This is a genomic window from Stenotrophomonas capsici, from assembly GCF_034961085.1.
Lineage (GTDB): Bacteria > Pseudomonadota > Gammaproteobacteria > Xanthomonadales > Xanthomonadaceae > Stenotrophomonas > Stenotrophomonas capsici.
The window spans coordinates 40,791-58,474 of the sequence record NZ_JAYFUH010000248.1; the positions used below are offsets into that span (position 1 = coordinate 40,791).

At 67.0% G+C, this 17,684-nt stretch carries 16 protein-coding genes; all 16 read right to left on the bottom strand.

Annotated elements, in window-relative coordinates; genetic code table 11:
- Positions 1–9: 9 nt before the first annotated feature.
- Complete coding sequence (locus tag VA603_RS12680) at positions 10–1,140, bottom strand: DegT/DnrJ/EryC1/StrS family aminotransferase (protein ID WP_323439060.1); 1,131 nt, start codon at positions 1,138–1,140, stop codon at positions 10–12.
- An 84-nt stretch (positions 1,141–1,224) separates the two neighbouring features.
- Positions 1,225–2,739: a glycosyltransferase family 2 protein gene (locus VA603_RS12685; protein ID WP_323439061.1), complete on the bottom strand. Its 1,515-nt coding sequence runs from the start codon at positions 2,737–2,739 to the stop codon at positions 1,225–1,227.
- Positions 2,736–4,016 carry an ATP-grasp domain-containing protein gene (locus VA603_RS12690; protein ID WP_323439062.1) on the bottom strand — a complete coding sequence of 427 codons (1,281 nt, stop codon included), beginning with the start codon at positions 4,014–4,016 and terminating at the stop codon, positions 2,736–2,738. The genes VA603_RS12685 and VA603_RS12690 overlap by 4 nt, the downstream gene beginning before the upstream one ends.
- A complete protein-coding gene (locus VA603_RS12695; protein ID WP_323439063.1) occupies positions 4,013–6,523 on the bottom strand; it encodes an FkbM family methyltransferase in 2,511 nt (836 codons plus the stop codon). The genes VA603_RS12690 and VA603_RS12695 overlap by 4 nt, the downstream gene beginning before the upstream one ends.
- Complete coding sequence (locus VA603_RS12700; RefSeq protein ID WP_132863468.1) at positions 6,523–6,975, bottom strand: adenylyltransferase/cytidyltransferase family protein; 453 nt, start codon at positions 6,973–6,975, stop codon at positions 6,523–6,525. The genes VA603_RS12695 and VA603_RS12700 overlap by 1 nt, the downstream gene beginning before the upstream one ends.
- A gap of 60 nt (positions 6,976–7,035) precedes the next feature.
- The gene (locus VA603_RS12705) at positions 7,036–7,740 is read right to left on the bottom strand and encodes an acyltransferase (protein ID WP_132863469.1); all 705 of its coding nucleotides are present in this window, start codon (positions 7,738–7,740) and stop codon (positions 7,036–7,038) included.
- 5 nt (positions 7,741–7,745) lie between these two features.
- Entirely contained in the window at positions 7,746–9,203 is a 1,458-nt protein-coding gene (locus tag VA603_RS12710) for a sigma-54 dependent transcriptional regulator (protein WP_323439064.1), read from the bottom strand.
- Positions 9,196–9,576, bottom strand: a complete 381-nt coding sequence (locus VA603_RS12715) for a response regulator (RefSeq protein WP_132863472.1) — start codon at positions 9,574–9,576, stop codon at positions 9,196–9,198. Before VA603_RS12715 ends, VA603_RS12710 begins: the two co-directional genes overlap by 8 nt.
- 13 nt (positions 9,577–9,589) lie before the next feature.
- Positions 9,590–10,999 (bottom strand): RNA polymerase factor sigma-54, encoded by a 1,410-nt coding sequence (gene rpoN, locus VA603_RS12720; protein WP_323439065.1) that lies wholly within the window; start codon positions 10,997–10,999, stop codon positions 9,590–9,592.
- Between the two features lie 263 nt (positions 11,000–11,262).
- The gene (locus tag VA603_RS12725) at positions 11,263–11,895 is read right to left on the bottom strand and encodes a response regulator (protein ID WP_132863474.1); all 633 of its coding nucleotides are present in this window, start codon (positions 11,893–11,895) and stop codon (positions 11,263–11,265) included.
- 78 nt (positions 11,896–11,973) lie between these two features.
- The gene (locus VA603_RS12730) at positions 11,974–12,540 is read right to left on the bottom strand and encodes a PilZ domain-containing protein (protein ID WP_323439066.1); all 567 of its coding nucleotides are present in this window, start codon (positions 12,538–12,540) and stop codon (positions 11,974–11,976) included.
- Positions 12,537–12,848, bottom strand: coding sequence for a hypothetical protein (locus VA603_RS12735; protein ID WP_323439067.1), 312 nt, complete (start codon positions 12,846–12,848; stop codon positions 12,537–12,539). Before VA603_RS12735 ends, VA603_RS12730 begins: the two co-directional genes overlap by 4 nt.
- Positions 12,849–12,852: 4 nt before the next feature.
- Positions 12,853–13,272, bottom strand: coding sequence for a flagellar export chaperone FliS (gene fliS / locus VA603_RS12740; RefSeq protein ID WP_323439068.1), 420 nt, complete (start codon positions 13,270–13,272; stop codon positions 12,853–12,855).
- Positions 13,273–13,362: 90 nt separating this feature from the next.
- Positions 13,363–14,727: a flagellar filament capping protein FliD gene (gene fliD / locus VA603_RS12745; protein ID WP_323439069.1), complete on the bottom strand. Its 1,365-nt coding sequence runs from the start codon at positions 14,725–14,727 to the stop codon at positions 13,363–13,365.
- Between the two features lie 230 nt (positions 14,728–14,957).
- The gene (locus VA603_RS12750; RefSeq protein ID WP_323439070.1) at positions 14,958–16,190 is read right to left on the bottom strand and encodes a flagellin; all 1,233 of its coding nucleotides are present in this window, start codon (positions 16,188–16,190) and stop codon (positions 14,958–14,960) included.
- Positions 16,191–16,464: 274 nt separating this feature from the next.
- On the bottom strand, positions 16,465–17,679 hold the full coding sequence (locus VA603_RS12755) for a flagellin (protein WP_132863483.1): 1,215 nt from the start codon (positions 17,677–17,679) through the stop codon (positions 16,465–16,467).
- Between the last annotated feature and the right edge of the window lie 5 nt (positions 17,680–17,684).

Genomic DNA, 17,684 nt, shown 5'->3' on the forward strand with positions numbered 1-17,684 from the left:
AAGCTTCCATCACGCGGCGCGGACCCGCGCATGTGCGGTCAGCAGGTCGCAGATCCGGTCCACCTCGGCGTCCGGGAGGTCCGGGTGGATCGGCAGGCACAGCACCTGGCGGGCGGCGGTGTGCGCCACCGGCAGGTTGTCCGGCGCCGCGGACGGGAAGCCGCGGTACATCGGGAACTCGCTGATCAGCGGGTAGAAGTAGCGTCGTACCAGGATGTTCTCGGCACGCAGCAGGTGGTACAGCTCGTCGCGCTGCAACGGGTAGTCGTCGCCGACCAGCACCGGGAAGTAGGCGTGGTTGTGACGCACGTCCGATGGCCGGGACAGGCATTTCATGCCGGCGATCCCCGCCAGGCGCTGACGGTACAGCGCATCGATGGCCGCGCGTCGTTCCAGCGCCCGGTCGATGTGCTTGAGCTGGAGCAGGCCGAACGCGGCGCTGACCTCGTTCATCTTGCCGTTGATGCCGGGCGCCACCACGGTGGTCTCGTTGACGAAGCCGAAGTTCTTCAGGTGATCGATGCGCTGCTTGGTGCGGGCATCCGGGCAGATGATGGCGCCGCCTTCGAAGGTGTTGAACACCTTGGTGGCATGGAAGCTGAGCACCGACAGGTCGCCGTGCCGCAGCACGCTGCCACGGGTATCGCCGACGGCGAAGGCATGCGCGGCGTCGTAGATCACGCGCAGGTTGTAGTTGTCGGCGATGCGGCCGATGGCATCCACGTCACAGGGCGTGCCGTAGCAATGCACCGGCATGATGGCAGTGGTCTGCGGCGTGATCGCCGCCTCGATCCGGGCCGGATCCAGGTTGAAGGTGACCGGGTCCACGTCCACGAACACCGGCTTGATGCCATTCCACAGCAGCGAATGGCCGGTGGCCACGAACGAATACGGGGTGGTGATCACCTCGCCGGTGATGCGCAGCGACAGCAGCGCGGTGACCAGCGCCAGCGTGCCATTGGCGAACAGGGCGATGTGCTCGACCCCGAGGTAGGCGCACAGGGCCTTTTCCAGCGCCTGGTGCATGCTGCCCCCGTTGGTCAGGATGCGGCTTTCCCAGATCCGTTCCAGGTAGGGAACGAATTCCTCCAGCGGGGGCAGCAGGGGGCTGGTGACCGGGATTGGCTTCTTGGTCGTCATCGCAGGCGGGCCCGGGGGCATGGCTTCGGCGGAGTGCCGGCGAGCAGGGACATGCAACTCCCGTGCCTGCGGGGGCGGCGCCGGTCAGTTGACGGCCAGTCCCATGCCACCGGCCTCGGCCGAGAACAGCAGGCTGCCCAGCGACGAGCGCAACGGGAGCGAGGCAGGCCATCCGGGCGGCACCATCGCCGGGCCGATCCGGTAGCGGCCATGGATGCCGTCAGCGGTGCGATAGTGCAGGACCAACCCGTACAGATTGCCGGGCTTCCAGTCCGGCAACCGCATGTCCAGCCGATAGCGCCAGCGGTGCTCGGCGGTCCTGCCTTCGGGCTGGAACGCCCAACTGCCTTCGCCCTGGATCGCATGCAGCTCGAACCAGACCTCGCAGCCGGCCATTATCCGGTCATGCAGTTCCAGGGTCAGGCCGAGGTTGTCCTCGTCCAGCGAGATGTCCCGGAGGCGGAAGAAGCCGATGTTCGGGAACTCCAGGCGCATCGCGCTACGCGGCAGGGCGATCTCCGGGTTGTCCAGGAAGGGCTGCTTCCAATAGCAGGCACCGTCGATCTCGGCGATCCAGCCGCGGTCACTGGTTACGCCGAGCAGGAAGCACAGAGCTTCGACCTCGCCGCGCCTGATCAGCTCCAGGTAAAGGCAGCGCCTGGCACCGAGCGCCCTGCAGTCCAGCTCGCCATACAGCGCGAGTAGTTCCTGCATCTGCGCGATGAACACCTTGCGAAAGCTCGGAGACGCCACGATGCCAGGCGCGGCGTGCAGGGCACGCTGCAGGTTGGCCACGGCGATCGCGCGCCGGTAGCCGGCCGCTGCGGGAACGTCATCGAAATCATGCCACTCCAGCTTCATCGAGCGGATGCGGTCGATGAAGTTGTCGGCCTGGCGGATGTTCTGGGAAATGGACGCAATGGCGCCCTCGGGGCGCCGGCGCCAGTGGTACACCAGGTCCGGGATGATCACCGTGCGCTGGCTGTACCAGTACGCGCGGTGGACGAACGGGCGGTCCGCGTAGAGCAGGCCCGGGACCATGCCCAACCCGTTCTCCCGCAGGAAATCGGTACGGAATACCTTGTTCCAGTAGAAGCAGTCGTGAATGACGTCGGGGAATCCGTCCACCGAGTCGAAGCTGCGGCGCCGCGACCAGACATACGGCTCATACAGGAATGCCACCGACGAGAGCTTGCCGTCCTGCAGCCGCGCCGCCCGGCCGATGACGATGTCGGCGTCGGCCTGCACGGCCTGTTCCATCAGCAGGCGGTACCCATCGCCGGTGACCACGTCATCGGAGTCAACCAGCGCCACGTAACGACCACGCGCCAGCGACACGCCGAGGTTGCCTGAAACCGCGCCACCTTCGTTGTGTTTGCTGATGCAGCGGAAGTTCGGGTGGCGCGCCTCGTATTCCCGGCAGATCGCGAGGCTGTCGTCGGAGCTGGCATCATCGATGGCGATGACCTCGATGTTGCGATAGTCCTGTTCCAGCAGCGAATCAAGGCACTCCCGCAGGAACGGGGCGGTGTTGTAGACCAGCACCACGATCGACAGCAGCGGAGCCGCGTCGGGGCCGGGCAGCGCGGGCTGGGTCATGCACGAACCTCCCTCAGCTGCTCCACTGCATCCACATCGAATACCGGGATGCCACGCGTGGAAGCCACGTCGGCGCGCTCGCGGTAGGCATCGTCGATGAAGATGGCTGATTCGCCTGGCGGGATCACGGCGCTCTTGGGCGAGCCATCGCGCAGGTGCACGATCCGCTCGAACAAGTCCGCGCAGATGCGATGCCGTGCGAGCGTCCGCACCGGCTCGGTGGCGTGCCGGGTCACCAGCACCACCGGGATTCCCCGCGTGTTCCATTGGTACAGCAGCGCCATCACCTGCGGCTCCGGCGCACCTCGCACCAGCAGGGTGTCGTCCAGGTCCAGGTAGACACGCTCATAGGCCAGCTTCGCCCGCCAGCGGTTGCCGAGCGCGCGGTCCATGACCAACGGGTAGTGCTGGGGCATGACCGTGAAGGGCTTTCCCAGGTAGGCGTAGATGCCCAGCAACGGATAATTGATGCCACGCATGCGGTTCAATGCCATCGAGCCGGCGATGCGGGGGGCGACTTCCAGCAGCTTGGGCACGCCGTGCCGGTCACGTCGGGCCTGGAAGAACCAGGCGCCCTTCAGGCGCAGTTCCGCAGCGATAGCCAGTGCCATCGCCTCCAGCTCGGGGTCCGTGGCCACCGGCTCGGTGCGCACGCTGATCCCGGATTTGACCCGCCCGCGTAACCGCGCAGCGGCATGCAGCAGGGTGCCGTCGGCGCTGGAGATGCAGTCCACGGTGTACTCGGTGCCGGGCAGGTATTCGCTGAACACGTACTCGATGCCACTGTCGGCCAGCAGCCGATGGCGTTCGTCGTTATCCACCCGCTCGGCGCCCTGGCTGCCCTGGCCGACTGCCGGCTTGGCGAAGATCGGGTAGTCGGCGCTGCCCAGTTCGACGCGGCGCGGCACGATGCCCAAGCCCTGCAACCGCCCGTAGGTCAGGTTCTTGTTGCGGCAGATCGCGGCCATGGCCGGCTCGGGCACCATCGCCGGGGCATGCAGCCGCTGCTGGTTGTCGGCGAGCACGGGGATCACGCTGTCATGCGCCGGCACCACCAGATCGATGCTCCATGCATCGATCAGCGCGTTGAGCTGGGAAACCAGCTCGGCCGAATCGGCCTGTGCCGTGATCTGGCGGTACCGCGCATAGACGAACTCGCCATGGTCCGAGACCGACGAAGCACCGTGCAGGCAGACGTCCTTGGCATGGCGCAGGGCGGCATGGATCTCCAGGCCGATCTCCGAGCCACAGGGGAAGACCAGCACGTTCACCGTCATGGCCGCGCTTCCTCGCAGGGCTGTGCCAGCAGGACGGCTTCCCAGCCCTGTGGCAGCTGCACCCACTTGAAGTTGAAGCGGTAGGGGATGCCGAGTCCGGCGATGAAACGGGGGATGGTCAGCACGTCGTCCCACTTGTGGTACAGGCACAGCGCCAGCTTGGGGCGGAACCGCCGGATGGTCTGCACGGCCCCCAGCAGCGCAGGGATCTCCGATCCCTCGATGTCCATCTTGATCAGGTCCACGCGCTGCAGCCCGTGCTGGGCGACATAGTCGTCCAGGGTGATGGTGGCGATGCGTTCGCCCGGGCCGTCCCCGGCACCGACCGATGTGGCACCTTGCAGCCTGGCCTGCCTGATCAGCAGCGAGCCATCGCTGTGGTCGGACAACGCCCGCTTGTTGAGCACGACCCGGTCGGCCACGCCGTTGAGGTGCAGGTTGTGCTCGAACAGGGCGATGTTCTCGTCCAGCAGCTCGAAGGCGTGCACCTGGCAATCGTTGCCGGTCTTGGCGCAGAACAGGACGGCGGTGTCGCCGATGAACCCGCCGGCATCGATGATGACCTCGCCCGGGCGGACGCGGAAATCCTCACTCTGGTACTGGTCGAACAGGATGTCGTGGATGCTCAATGCCCACGCATAGCTGGCCAGGCGGAAGTCATGGCCCTGCGGGCGAAGGTCCTGCAGCACGTACTGGCCGTCACCGATGGTGATCGGCGGGCGGGGCTCGGCGCGGATACGATCGACCTCGGCGAGGTAGTGCGCCAGTTCCCCCGGGGCAACGCGGTCGATGCCGGCCCAGCGCTTGAGGAACCAGACCAGGAAGCGCTCCTGCTCGGGGGGGCTCAGCCGCTCGTACAGCAGCGTCGAGATCGCCTCGGCGTCCGCCAGATAGCGTTGGATCAGGCCTCGCAGGCGCGCATCGTCTTCCGCCGGGCCGTTGCCAGCCAGTGCCACCAGGTCGGACAGGAACCGGCTGCGTGACGGGAACGGTCCGAAGAACGCATCGACGACGCGCTCGGCGGCGCTGCCGTCGTTGAGCGCGCAGAAGCGCTCCCTGAAGGCCGCGTAGCGGTCCGCGTGGGTAGCCTGGACGGCGGGCAGGTCCGCCAACAAGGCCACCAGCTCCTCGGTGCTGCGTGCGATTGGCCCGGGCAGGTCCTGGGCCATGTCCAGGTAGAAGCCGCGGACCTGTTCGGCGTAATGCTCCAGGTCGTAGCAATAGAACAGGATCGGCCGGCCAGTGGTGGCGTAGTCGAAGAAGATCGAGGAGTAGTCGGTGATCAGCACGTCGGCGATCGCGCACAGCTCGCTGGCATCGTCCACCTGCGATACATCGCGCACATTGGCCGGAAGCGTCAGTTCCTGTAGCCCCGTGCTGACCAGGTGGTGGCCGCGCAGCAGCAGGATCTGGTCCGGAGCCAGGGCCGCGGCGACCTTCACCAGATCCAGTTGCAGGTCGAAGTCGAACTGCCAATGCCCGACCTGCTGGCTGTCGCGCCAGGTGGGGGCATACAGCACGAAGCGATGACCGGAGGGCAGCGCGAGCCGGGCGAGGGTGTCCTCCCGTGCGCTGACCGGGGCTACCAGTGGATCGGCCACGGGGTAGCCGGCTTCCAGGATCGGGCCGTCGTAACGGAAGGCCCTCCGGAGCACATCGCTGGAATAGCGGTTCTCGCTCAACAGCAATGTCCAGGCACGGGATTCGCGGTACAGGTTGTCGCGTGCCTCCACTTCCGGCCCGGTCACCGTGATGTCGTAGCCCAGCCGCTTCAACGGCGTGCCGTGCCAGGTCTGCAGGTAGCGTGTCTGCGGCTTGCGCCCGTGCGCGGTGAACAGGATGTTGTTGACACGGTACTTGGCCTGCGCGAGCAGGCGGAGGTATTCGGCGGAGCCGCGGATCACCCGCTGCGGGTTTCCCGGGATCTGCTCGTCTCCGTTGTAGGCCCAGACGCAGCGCAGGTCCGGGCGCATCCGGCGCAGTGCCTCGTAGATGTAGCGCGGGTTGCCGGCGTATGCCCTGCCGAAGAAGCTCTCAAACAGGACCAGGTCCTCCTGCAAGGGCAGTTGTTCGAGCAGGGAGGGAAATGCAGCGCGCAGGTTCTCCGCTTCGACGGTCATCGCGTGCTGCTCCAGCGGCGCGGTGAACAAGGCCAGCGAGCTGGCGCTGTCGCTCAGGTAGGCCGACAGCCCATGGGCCTGCACGGCATCACAAAAAAAGTGGCGGTCCGCGCCATCAGCGGTGGTTCCGATCAACTGCTGGAACTGACCCGTATTGCCTACTTCGATCTGCACATCCCAGCGCTGGGGGGTATCTTCCAGCAGTGCCGGGCCGGGCAAGCGCGAGCGCGCGGCATCGCCTTCGAGCAGGATGTCCAGCGGCACGCAGCGCTTGCCGTCACGGCGGCGCAGGCGAAGGGCACTGATGCCACGCGGGGCCGGCTGCAGGTGAAGCCACAGGTCGCGGCCCTCGCCGGCAAGGGCGTGGATATGGAAGACAGGCAGCATCAGCGCACTCCGGCGAGCAGGGCAGTGGCCTGCGGTGCATTGTCGGCAGGTGGTGGGTCCAAGCCATGCAGGCGGATGCGTGCCTTGAGGGCGGAGCTGGAGATGTCCTCGGTGCGCGGCAGATAGCGGACCTGACAATGGCGGGCCAGCGCATCGAAGTGCCCGGTCCAGTCCGAGCCCATCACCAGGATGTCCGCGCCGTAACGCTGGATGTCGATGGCCTTCTGCTCCCAACTGTCCTCGGGGAAGACATCGTCGACATAGCGGATCGCGCGCAGCACGGCCTCGCGGTCGGCGTAGCACTGGGTTGCGGTCTTTCGCTTGATGGCGTTGAACCGGTCCGAGGACAGGCCGACCAGCAAGTGGTCGCCCAGTTCCCGGGCACGACGCAACAGGTTCACGTGCCCCACGTGCAGAAGATCGAACGTCCCGTAGGTCAGAACAAGCGCCATGATGTGCGATTCCAGACGGCCATGATTGCCTTGTGACAGGCAAGATCCGTGCCGTGGGCGTCAATCGCGGGTGGCGTTCCAGTAGGCAGAGCGGGGGACGCTGTCCCCATCGGGCTTGTAGGGCGGCTGCGCCATTGAAAGGTGCGGACGTTCCCAGGCGACGTCGCGACGCACCACCCGTGCCGGTGTACCCACGGCCACGCAGTTGTTCGGGATGGGCCCGGTGACCACGCTGTCCATGCCGATCACGCTGCCATCGCCGATCCGCGCGCCGCCCAGGCAGCACACTCCGAACGCCAGCCAGACATGGGCGCCGATGACGATGTCCTCGACCGGGTTGATGCGCTGGCCGGTGTGGATATCGAAGATGGGGTGGGCATCGTCACCGCGCAGCTGTACTTCCGAGGCCAGCATGCAGTCGTCCCCCACCGTCACCCGGCCGCCTTCGCTGGTGGCGATGAAGGTCCGCGCCGTGGTGGTTACCCCGGCACCGATGGTGATGACGCAATCCTCACCGAGGCGGATGAGCGCGGACAAGCTGCCGGCGGGGCCGGCGGCGCCGATCCGGCAGTGTGCATTGGAGCCGTGGAACTCGACGGCGGTGTTCACCAGGCGCGCACGCGGGTCGATTTCCAGCGTGCAGTTGTGGCCTTTGAACACGGTGGTCAGGCTGTTCAGCCCGACCGGCGCGATGACGCGGTTGCCACGTTCATCGCGCAGCTCACTGCGTTCGGGCGCGGCGAGTGTTGCTTGCCTGGAATCCATCACGATCAGTCTGCTACCTGTTCCCGCTCGATCCCGTACTTGCGCAGCTTCTCCACCAGGGTGGTGCGGCGCAGGCCCAGCAGTTGGGCGGCATGGGCGACCACGCCCTGGGTGCGTTCCAGCGCCTCGTTGATCAGGGTCAGTTCGATGCCGGCCATGTGGTCGCGCAGGTCCAGCCCCTCGCTGGGCAGGCTGGCCGGCTTGAACGCCGCCGCCTTGGCCTGCGTGGCGGTCGGCGCACGGGCTGCCGCCAGCACCGCCTGTACCGCCGGCTCATCGACCGGGTTGGCCGAGGCCGCCATGTTGCCGTCGCCGCGGTAGCGGCTGGGCAGGTCCTGCACGCGCACCAGCCCGCCCGGGTGCAGGACGGCCAGGCGCTCGACCAGGTTGGTCAGTTCGCGCACGTTGCCCGGCCAGGGATAACCGGCCAGCGCCAGCAGGGCCTCGTCGGCGAAGCGGACTTCGCCGCGGCCGGTGCGGGCCAGCTGGGCCGCGATGGTCTGCACCAGTGCCGGGATGTCGGCGGTACGCTCGCGCAACGCGGGCACGTCGATCGGGAACACGTTCAGGCGGTAGAACAGGTCCTCGCGGAACTTGCCTTCGTTGATGCGCGTTTCCAGGTCACGGTGGGTCGCGGCGATCACCCGCACATTGCAGCGGATGGTCTGGTTGCCACCGACACGCTCGAAGCTGCGCTCCTGAAGCACGCGCAGCAGCTTGACCTGCATCGGCAGGCTCATGTCGCCGATCTCGTCCAGCAGCAGGGTGCCACCCTCGGCCATCTCGAAGCGGCCCTTGCGCGCGGTCAGCGCACCGGTGAAGGCGCCTTTCTCATGGCCGAACAGCTCGCTTTCGAGCAGGTCCGGCGGGATCGCGCCGCAGTTGATCGCCACGAACGGCCCATCACGGCGCGGTGAGCGCTGGTGGATGGAGCGCGAGACCACTTCCTTGCCGGTACCCGATTCGCCCAGCACCAACACGGTGGTGTCGAAGTTGGCGACCTGCTCGATCAGCTGGCGCAGCTCGGTCACGGCCGGGCTGGTGCCGGTCGGGCCGTTGTCGTCGATGGCGCTGGACTGGTGCTCGGTGTCCAGCCGCTTGAGGCTGGCACGGCGCAGCAGGGCTTCCACCTGCGCCAGGCGCATCGGCTGCTCCAGCGGCCAGACATTGGCTTCGTGCAGGCCGTAGTGGCGCGAGAACGCCAGCGGGTCACCTTCGCCCAGCAGGACCGGCGGCGGCAGCGGCGCGGCGGCCAGCCAGTTGAAGAAGCCGGCGGCCAGATCGGCGTCTTCCAGCGTGCCGACCACCACGGCCATCCAGTCATTGCTGCGGTGGCGGCTGGTGTCGATGTCCTGCGCGTCGCTGACCCAGCGCGGGGTGAAGTCCATGAACTCCAGCAGGGACAGGGTCCGCTCGGCGCGAACCGCGTCGGCATCGATGACGAGGATGCGTGACTCACTCATCGCCTTGCTCCTTGAGGGCCTCCAGGATCGGCATGACTTCCTGGATGTAAGAGAGTTTGCTGACGAAGTTGTCGGCGCCGGCGCGCAGGGCGTGCTCGCGGTGCTCGGAATCGTCGAAGTGGCTGGCGATGACGATGTACGGCGCGTCATCCTGGGTCTTGATCAGGCGCGTGGCCTGCAGCCCGCCCATCTCCGGCATGGCCAGGTCCATCAGCACCACGCGCGGGCGCAGCGTCTCGGAGCGTTCGATGGCCTGCAGGCCGTTGGCGGCGCTGCCGATCACTTCCAGCCATTCGATGCGGCGGAAGTGGCGCATGGCGGCGTTGATGAAGCCTTCGTGGTCATCAACCAGCAGTACGGTGAGCTTGCTCATGGAATTCCTTTGTTCAGCCCACGCGGGCCAGCAGCGGCTTGGTGCCCTGGCGGCGGCGTTCGCGTGCCGGGGCGATGTCGAGTTGTTCGCGATATTTTGCGACGGTACGACGTGCGATGTTTACCCCCTGGCGCGAGAGCAGGCCCGCGATGGCCTCGTCGGCCAGCGGCCGCCCGGCCGGCTCGGCGTCGATCAGGCGCTTGACCATGGCCTTGACCGCCTGCCCGGAGACGCTGGCGCCCTCCAGGCGGACGGCGAAGAAATGCTTCAGTTCGAATGTGCCGCGCGGCGTCTGCAGGTACTTGCCGGAAGTGATGCGCGAGACCGTGGACTCGTGCATGCCGATGCTGTCGGCCACTTCCTTCAGGGTCAGTGGCGCCATTGCCTCATCGCCCTGGACCAGGAACGCGGCCTGGCGCTCGACGATCACACGGGCGGTGCGGATCAGGGTGTCGTAGCGCATGGACAGGCCGCGGGTCAGCCAGCGGGCTTCCTGCAGCATGTCGCGCAAGGGCTGCGCGGCCTCGCTGCCGTTGTCGGCCAGGGCGCGTTCGTAGCCAGCGTTGATGGCGATGCGCGGGGTGGTGGCGGGGTTCAGCGCGACGCGCCATTGCCCGTCCGCGTGCCAGGCCACCACGTCGGGGAGGATGGCCTCGTCCTGCTGCGGCTGCAGGCTGTCACCCGGCCGCGGTTGCAGCGACAGGATCAGCCGGAACGCCTCGAGGACGTCGTCCTGCTCGGCATCGAGTGCAACGGCCAGGGCGGCGTAATCATGGTTGGCCAGCAGTTGCAGGTCGGCATCGAGCAGGCGCGCGGCCAGGTGGCGCGCCGGCACCACGCCGGGCAGCGCCGCCAACTGTGCCAGCAGGCACTCGCGCAGGTCGGTCGCCGCCATGCCGGCCGGCTCGCCGTGCAGCAGGCGCTGGCGCACGGCTTCCACGTCGCTGGCGGTGCGGTCCAGGCGCGCACTGGCCAGGCGGGTCAGCTCGGCCAGGGCGCCCTGCAGGTAGCCGGCGTCATCGCAGTGCTCCAGCCAGAAGCTGGCGATGGCCAGGTCGGATGCGTCCAGCTCCAGGGCCAGTGCATTGAGCACGCGCAGCTGCGGGTCGGTGGACTCGCCGGCGGCGATGCGCGCCATGCGGTCATCCTCGCCGTCATTCCAGCCGCCGCCGGCCACGTCCCACATCGAGCTCTCCGGCAGTTCGTCGAACGCGGCCGTTTCCACCTGCGCGTCGTTGCCATTGGCCGTGGCCGGGCTCTCTTCCTGCTCGTCCTGCAGCTCCAGCAACGGATTGCTTTCCAGCGCCTGGCGGACTTCCAGCTCCAGCTGCATGCCATTGAGCTGCAACAGGCGGATCGACTGCAGCAGGGCAGGCGTGAGGTGGAGCTGCTGGCCCAACTGGGCAGAGAGTGTGGCTTTCATGCGATTCCCCGGCGGCGCTGTGTGAAGGCCGCGTTGTGGAACGCATCTTGCGTGGCGGAGTGCCGACGCTGAAATCAGGGAGGCCCTGAGGGCTGTCCTGATTAACCCCACTTTGCGTAGGGGAAAACCTTACAAATCGTCATTTTTCTGGCGCGACGAGCCGCGGAATTCCAGATAGGTCATTGATTCTTATCGAAGTGCCAGTAAGTGGCGACGGAAATTCGAATCTGTGACAACGAACATGCTCGGTCAGTGACCTGACGTCAGCCAAGATCCTTCTCGTGCCGCACGGCGAACAGCAACAGGTCATTCGCGCGCCGGCAGCCCAGCGCTTCCATCATGCGGGCGCGGTGGGTTTCCACCGTCTTGACGCTGATGCCCAGCTCGGCGGCGATCTCCTTGGTGGTCTGGGCACTGCCCAGTCGACGCAGTATCTGCTTCTGCCGTGGCGACAGCGCGGCGATGCCCGTGGGCCGCTCGCGGTTGATAAGCGGGGCCAGCATCTTGGCCGAGATGTGCGGGCTCAGGAACACCTGTCCGGCGTGCGCGGCGCGCAGTGCCAGCTCCAGTTCGGCCGGAGCGGCGTCCTTGACCACGAAGCCGACCGCACCGCGGTCCAGGGCGTCGCGGACGTGGCCGGCATCGTCGTGCATGGACATCATCACCACCCGCGCCTGCGGCTGGCGGGCACGGATGTCACTGAGGGCTTCCAGACCGGTACGGCCCGGCAGCGACAGGTCCATCAGGATCAGGTCGGGAACGTGCAGCAGGGCCAGGTCCAGGGCCTGCGCGGCGTCGCTGGCTTCGGCGACCACCTGCACGCCTTCGAAGCTCTGCAGCAGCCGGTTCAGTCCCGCCCGGACCAGGGTGTGGTCATCGACAATGAGAACGCGCACGTGGAACGGTCTTCCCCCTAGAAGTCCCCCACCTTAGCCGAGCGCGACGTGTGACGCCAGTCAACTAAAGGAGGGCAATCAACGATTGCGGCGGCTGTCGGCGATCTGCCGCCGATGCAGGCGGAACAGGTGCCGTTCGACCGCTGCGTTCAGGTTGTCGCCCAGGCCGGTGAAGCCCAGCCACAACCGGCTGCCGCCCTCAAGGGGGGCCTCGGCCAGCACGGTGGCGGGCAGTTCGATGTGGTCGGGCAGCCAGTCGGCCGGCTGCAGCTGGATCACCCCGGCGCTGCCGGGTGCCAGTGCGGTGGTTTGCTCGAGATCCAGGCGCAGGCCATGCCGTGACCAGCGCACCGCTCGGACTGGCAGGGCCGGGTTGGCCTGCTGCAGCAGGCGGCCGAGCAGGACCAGGGCCAGGTCCATGCGGGCCTCCAGGCGCTGCAGCTGCGCGCTGGTGTCGCTGCGCTCGTCGCCGTCGTCGCTGCTGCGCGAATCCTCGACCAGCGCGACGCTGCGCAGCAGCATCTCCGAGGTGCCCGGACGGGCGACGCGTGCTCCGGCCGTGAACTGCACCGGCACGACGACATCGCAGCTGAGCGTATCGTCGAACAGGGTGCCTTCGGCAGCGGCGGCGCCGTCGTGGCTCATGCCAGCGTACCGGCCTGCAGGTAGGCGTTGGCGGCGCGGGTGGATTGCCGCTCGGCACGCAGGTACTGGGCCGCTTCGTCGCGCAGCTGGCGCATGCGCGTGGTCAGCGAGAGCTGCTGTTCGAGCAGGTCCTGCAGCGCCTGCGGAGCACTGTGGGCGCCATGGGCGTGGAGGTAGTCGCGCACGCGCTGGTCGTGTTCGCCGACGATGCGCTCGGTGGTGGCATGGTCCTCGGCCTCGATCGCGTTCTTGATCAGGTCCAGGTCCACGTGCAACGCCTGCAGCAGGGCGCTCGCGTCGTTGTTCATGGCATCAGGCTCCATGTGCGGTGGGCAGGGTGCGCTGTTCCTGGGGAATGGCGTTCCATGCGCTCTCGATCTCGCCGATCAACGACAGCGACTCCTGCAGCGGTACCGCGTCGTTGTTGAGGTTGGCTTCGGTCAGGCGCTGCATGACGTAGTCGTACAGGGCCGACAGGTTGCCGGCGATCTCGCCGCCGGCTTCGTGGTCCAGCGAACCATTCAGGTGCCCGATGATCGCACAGGCTTCACCGATCGCCTTGCCTTTCAATGCCTGGTCGCCGTTGGCCAGGCAGGCTTCGGCGCGACGGATGCGCTCGCCCGCGCCTTCAAGCAGCAGGGCGACAAGGCGGTGCGGGTCCGCGTCGACGACGCGGCTGGTGACGCCGACCTTGCGGTACTGCTCGGCATAGTGGCGGTTGGCACCGTACATGGGGTTCTCCTTGGGACTTCGTCATGGCCGGGCCGGCGCTGGCGAAAAGTGGTCGTATTGGTGTGCGTGGGGAAGGGCGCTGCCGGCCGGTCAGCTCTTCTTGTTGAGCGCGCTGATCTGCTGGCTGAGGTAATCGCTGGTGCTCTGCATCTTCGCCACCACCGTGTCCATGGCGGTGAACTGGGCGGTATACCGCGCGGAGACCTTTTCCATCCGCGCATCCAGGTCGTCCAGGTCCTTCTCCAGCTTGCTGATCTGCTTGGTCAGCGAGTTGGTGCGCAGGGTCAGTGTGCCGTTGCTGCCCAGGTTGGTCTTGAGCATGGCGCTGAGGCTGGAGGTGAACGAGCCGTCGCTGCCCAGCAGCTTGCGGGCGGCAGAGGGGTCCTCGGCGACCTTGGCGTCGAACGTGGTGGTGCTGAAGGCCAGGGTGCCGTCCTTGTTGACGGTCACGCCCAGGGCCTTGAGGTCGAGCATGCTGGCGCTGGCCTCGCCGCGCAGCTGCTGCTGCAGGCCGCGTACCAGCGAGTCACCGGTCAGCGCGGAGGCCTTGTCGTTGGTGGCGTCGTAGGCGCTGCTGCTCTTGAGCAGGCCGACCGTGGTGTTGTAGGCGGCAACGAAGGCCTGGGTGTTGATCTTCAGGCCGGAGTTGTCCGCAGCCACCGTCAGCGTGCGCTTGGTGCCTTCCTCGGCCTTGTTCAGGGTGAGGGTGACGCCAGGCAGCAGGTCGGTGATGGTGTTGCTGCTGGACTCGCGCTCGAAGCCGTCTACCCGCACCAGTGCGTTGGCCGGTGCGATGTTCTCGGTCATGCCGCCGCTGGTGCCATCCCAGGTCAGCGCCGACAAGCCACCGTTGCCGCCGCTGGCGGTGACCGTCAGTGCGCCTTCGGTGCCGCCATTGACCGCATTCATCACCAGGTGCTGGCCGTCGTTGGCGGTGATGATGGTGGCGTTGACCCCCTTGCCGCCAGCGGCCTTGTTGATGGCGGCGGCGATCTGCGTCAGCGTGCTGCCCTCGGCGATGTCCACGTCCAGCGTCTCTTCGCCCCAGGCGAACGTCAGCTTTCCGTCGCCCACCTTGGCATCGGCGCCGAACGCGCCGGAGCTGAGCTTCTGGCTCTGCGCCAGCCGCACCACTTCGACCTCGTAGGTGCCGGCGGTGGCGCTGGTCTTGCCGTTGGAGTCGGTCACCACCGTGGCGCTGAAGCTGGTGGCGGTATCGCTGATGCTGGTCTTGTAGGCGCCGTTGGTGGCGCTCTTGGCCATCGCTTCCAGCGCCGACTGCAGGCTGCTCAGCGAGTTCTTGATGTTGCCCAGCGCCGAGAGCTGGGTGGTCGCCTTCGTGCCCTGGTTGTTGATGCGGGTCTCGGCCGGCTTGCGTTCGGCAGCCACGAGCTGGGCGACGAGGGTCGGGATGTCCAGTCCGGAGCCGACGGCAGCGAGGGATGAGGAGGCCATGTAGTTTCCTTGGTCGTGGCGTGCGGACGCCCGTACAGGCATCCTCGATATCGGCACGCCCGTGCCGTTTCTTTAGGCGGGCGCGCGCAGGGCTCCCCGTGTGGATGCAAGTGGCGTGCCGTTGCCGCAGGCCGGCCCCCGGCGCCGCCAACGCACAAACCCCCGCCTTGCGGCGGGGGTCTGCGTTTGTTGCTGCCTCCAGGGCCGCCTTGCGGCGGCGCCGGCGGTGATCAGCCCAGCAGGCTCAGCACGTTCTGGGTGGAGCTGTTGGCCTGGGAGAGCATCGCGGTGCCGGCCTGCTGCAGGATCTGCGTGCGGGTCAGCTCGGCGGTTTCCTTGGCGTAGTCGGTGTCGCGGATGCGGCTGCGCGAGGCCGACAGGTTTTCCGAGGTGGTGGACAGGTTGGAGATGGTCGAGCTGAAGCGGTTCTGGATCGCACCCATGTCGGCGCGCGAGCTGTTGACCGCGGTCAGGGCCTTGTCGACCACTTCCAGCGCCTGCTGGGCACCGATGAAGGTGGAGATGTCCAGGGTGCCGGCGACCTTCTGGCTGGACACGGCGGTGGCGTCCTGGGCGGCGAAGGCGGTGCCGCCGGAGGTCAGGCCGGTCGTCTGGCCGGTGGTGGCCGGGCTGATGGTGCCGAAGGTGAAGCCGGTGGTGAACTGGTTGCCCTTGACCGCCTTCAGGCTGATCGCGCCGTTGCTGTCGACTTCGGCGTAGACGCCGCTCTGGTCCATCTTGTCGTTGATGGCGGCAGCCACCTTCTTGTTGATGGAGGTGGTGCTTTCACCGGCTTCGAACTTCACGTCCTCGATGGTGATGTCCTTGGCGCTGCTCGCGCCAACGGCCTGCACGCTGACCTTGATGCCGGAGATCTTGCCCGCGGCGGTGGCGGCGGCGCCGGAGGCAACCACGCTGACGGCGGTGGTGTCGGCGGCGAAGTTCATCTTGCCCAGGGTGTCGATGTTCGAGTCGACGATGCTGTTGATGCCGATGGTCTGGCCGGAGTCGGCGCCGACCTGGAACAGCGCGCCGGAGAAGCTGCCGTCCAGCAGTTTGGTGCCGTTGAAGTTGGTCTGGTTGGCGACGCGGTCGATTTCCTTCAGCAGCTGGTTCACTTCCGAATTCAGCGCTTCGCGGTCGGTGGTCGAGTTGGTGGCATTGGACGACTGCACGGCCAGCTCGCGGATACGCTGCAGGTTGTTGCCGATCTCGACCATCGCGCCTTCGGCGGTCTGGGCCAGCGAGATGCCGTCGTTGGCGTTACGGGTGGCAACGTCCAGGCCGCGGATCTGGGTGGTGAAGCGCTCGGAAATCGCCAGGCCGGCGGCGTCGTCCTTGGCGCTGTTGATGCGCAGGCCCGAGGACAGGCGCTGAATCGAGGTGGCCAGGCTGGTGCCGCTGGTGTTCAGGTTGCGCTGAGCATTGAGCGACATGATGTTGGTGTTGATGACTTGTGCCATGATTCGGATTCCTTTTTGGCGTTTGATCCGGCAGCTCAACCTGACCGGTACTGGATGCAGTGGGGGTGGCGTAGGGCGCCGCAGTACCGCTGCTGATATCAATAACGGCACACACCCCGGCAGCTTTAGGCCCCGACGACAAGGTTTTTTTTCCGCCGGGCAGGGCGCCGGAAAAGCAGCCGGCAGCGCCGGCAAGCGGGTGCCCCGGCATGGTCGCCCCCAACGAAAAGGCCCCGGCATGCCGGGGCCTTTCCTGTTTGCCTCGCTGCAACGGTTACTGCTGCAGCAGGCTCAGCACGCTCTGCGGCTGCTGGTTGGCCTGTGCCAGCATGGCGGTACCGGCCTGCTGCAGGATCTGCGTGCGGGTCAGCTCGGCGGTTTCCTTGGCGTAGTCGGTGTCGCGGATGCGGCTGCGCGAGGCCGACAGGTTTTCCGAGGTGGTGGTGAGGTTGGCGATGGTGGAGGTGAAGCGGTTCTGGATCGCGCCCATCTCCGCACGCGAGTTGCTGACCGCGGTCAGGGCCTTGTCGACGATCTCCAATGCGCGCTGCGCGCCGGTGAAGTCGCGGATGTCCAGGTCCTCGGCATGCTGGGTGGACATGGTGGTCGGCACCGTCAAGGCACCGCCGGTGTAGGTCAGGCCGGTGCCGCCGGTCAGCGTGCCGAGGTTGGCGGCGGTGATGGTCTGGCCGGCCTTGAGCGACTGGAAGGTGAGCTCGCCGGTGGTGCCGTCCACCGAGGCGTACAGGCCGGTCTGGTCCAGCTTGTCGTTGATGGCCTGGGTGAGCTTGCGGTTGATGTCGGCGGCGGTGTCACCCACGTCGACCTTGATGTCGTCGATCTTGATCTGGGTGGCGCTGCTGGCACCGGCGGCCTGGACGCTGATGGTGATCCCGGACACCTTGCCGACGGCGGTGCCGGAGGCGGCCGAGGGCACCGCACCGATGCCGGTCATGTCACCGGCGAAGCCGGCCGTGCCGATGGTGTCGGTGTTGACGTCGACGATGCTGTTGATGCCGATGGTCTGGCCGGCGTCGGCGCCGACCTGGAACAGGGCCCCGGCGAAGCTGCCATCCAGCAGCTTGGTGCCGTTGAAGTTGGTCTGGTTGGCGACGCGGTCGACCTCCGAGAGCAGCTGGCGCACTTCGGCGTTCAGCGCCTCGCGGTCGGTGTCGGAGTTGGTGGCGTTGGCCGACTGCACGGCCAGCTCGCGGATGCGTTGCAGGTTGTTGCCGATCTCCACCATCGCGCCTTCGGCGGTCTGGGCCAGCGAGATGCCGTCATTGGCATTGCGCACGGCAACGTCCAGGCCACGGATCTGGGTGGTGAAGCGCTCGGAGATGGCCAGGCCGGCCGCATCGTCCTTTGCGCTGTTGATGCGCAGGCCCGAGGACAGGCGCTGGATGCTGGTCGCCAGGCTGGTGCCGCTGGTGTTCAGGTTGCGCTGGGCGTTCAGCGACATGATGTTGGTGTTGATGACTTGTGCCATGGGAC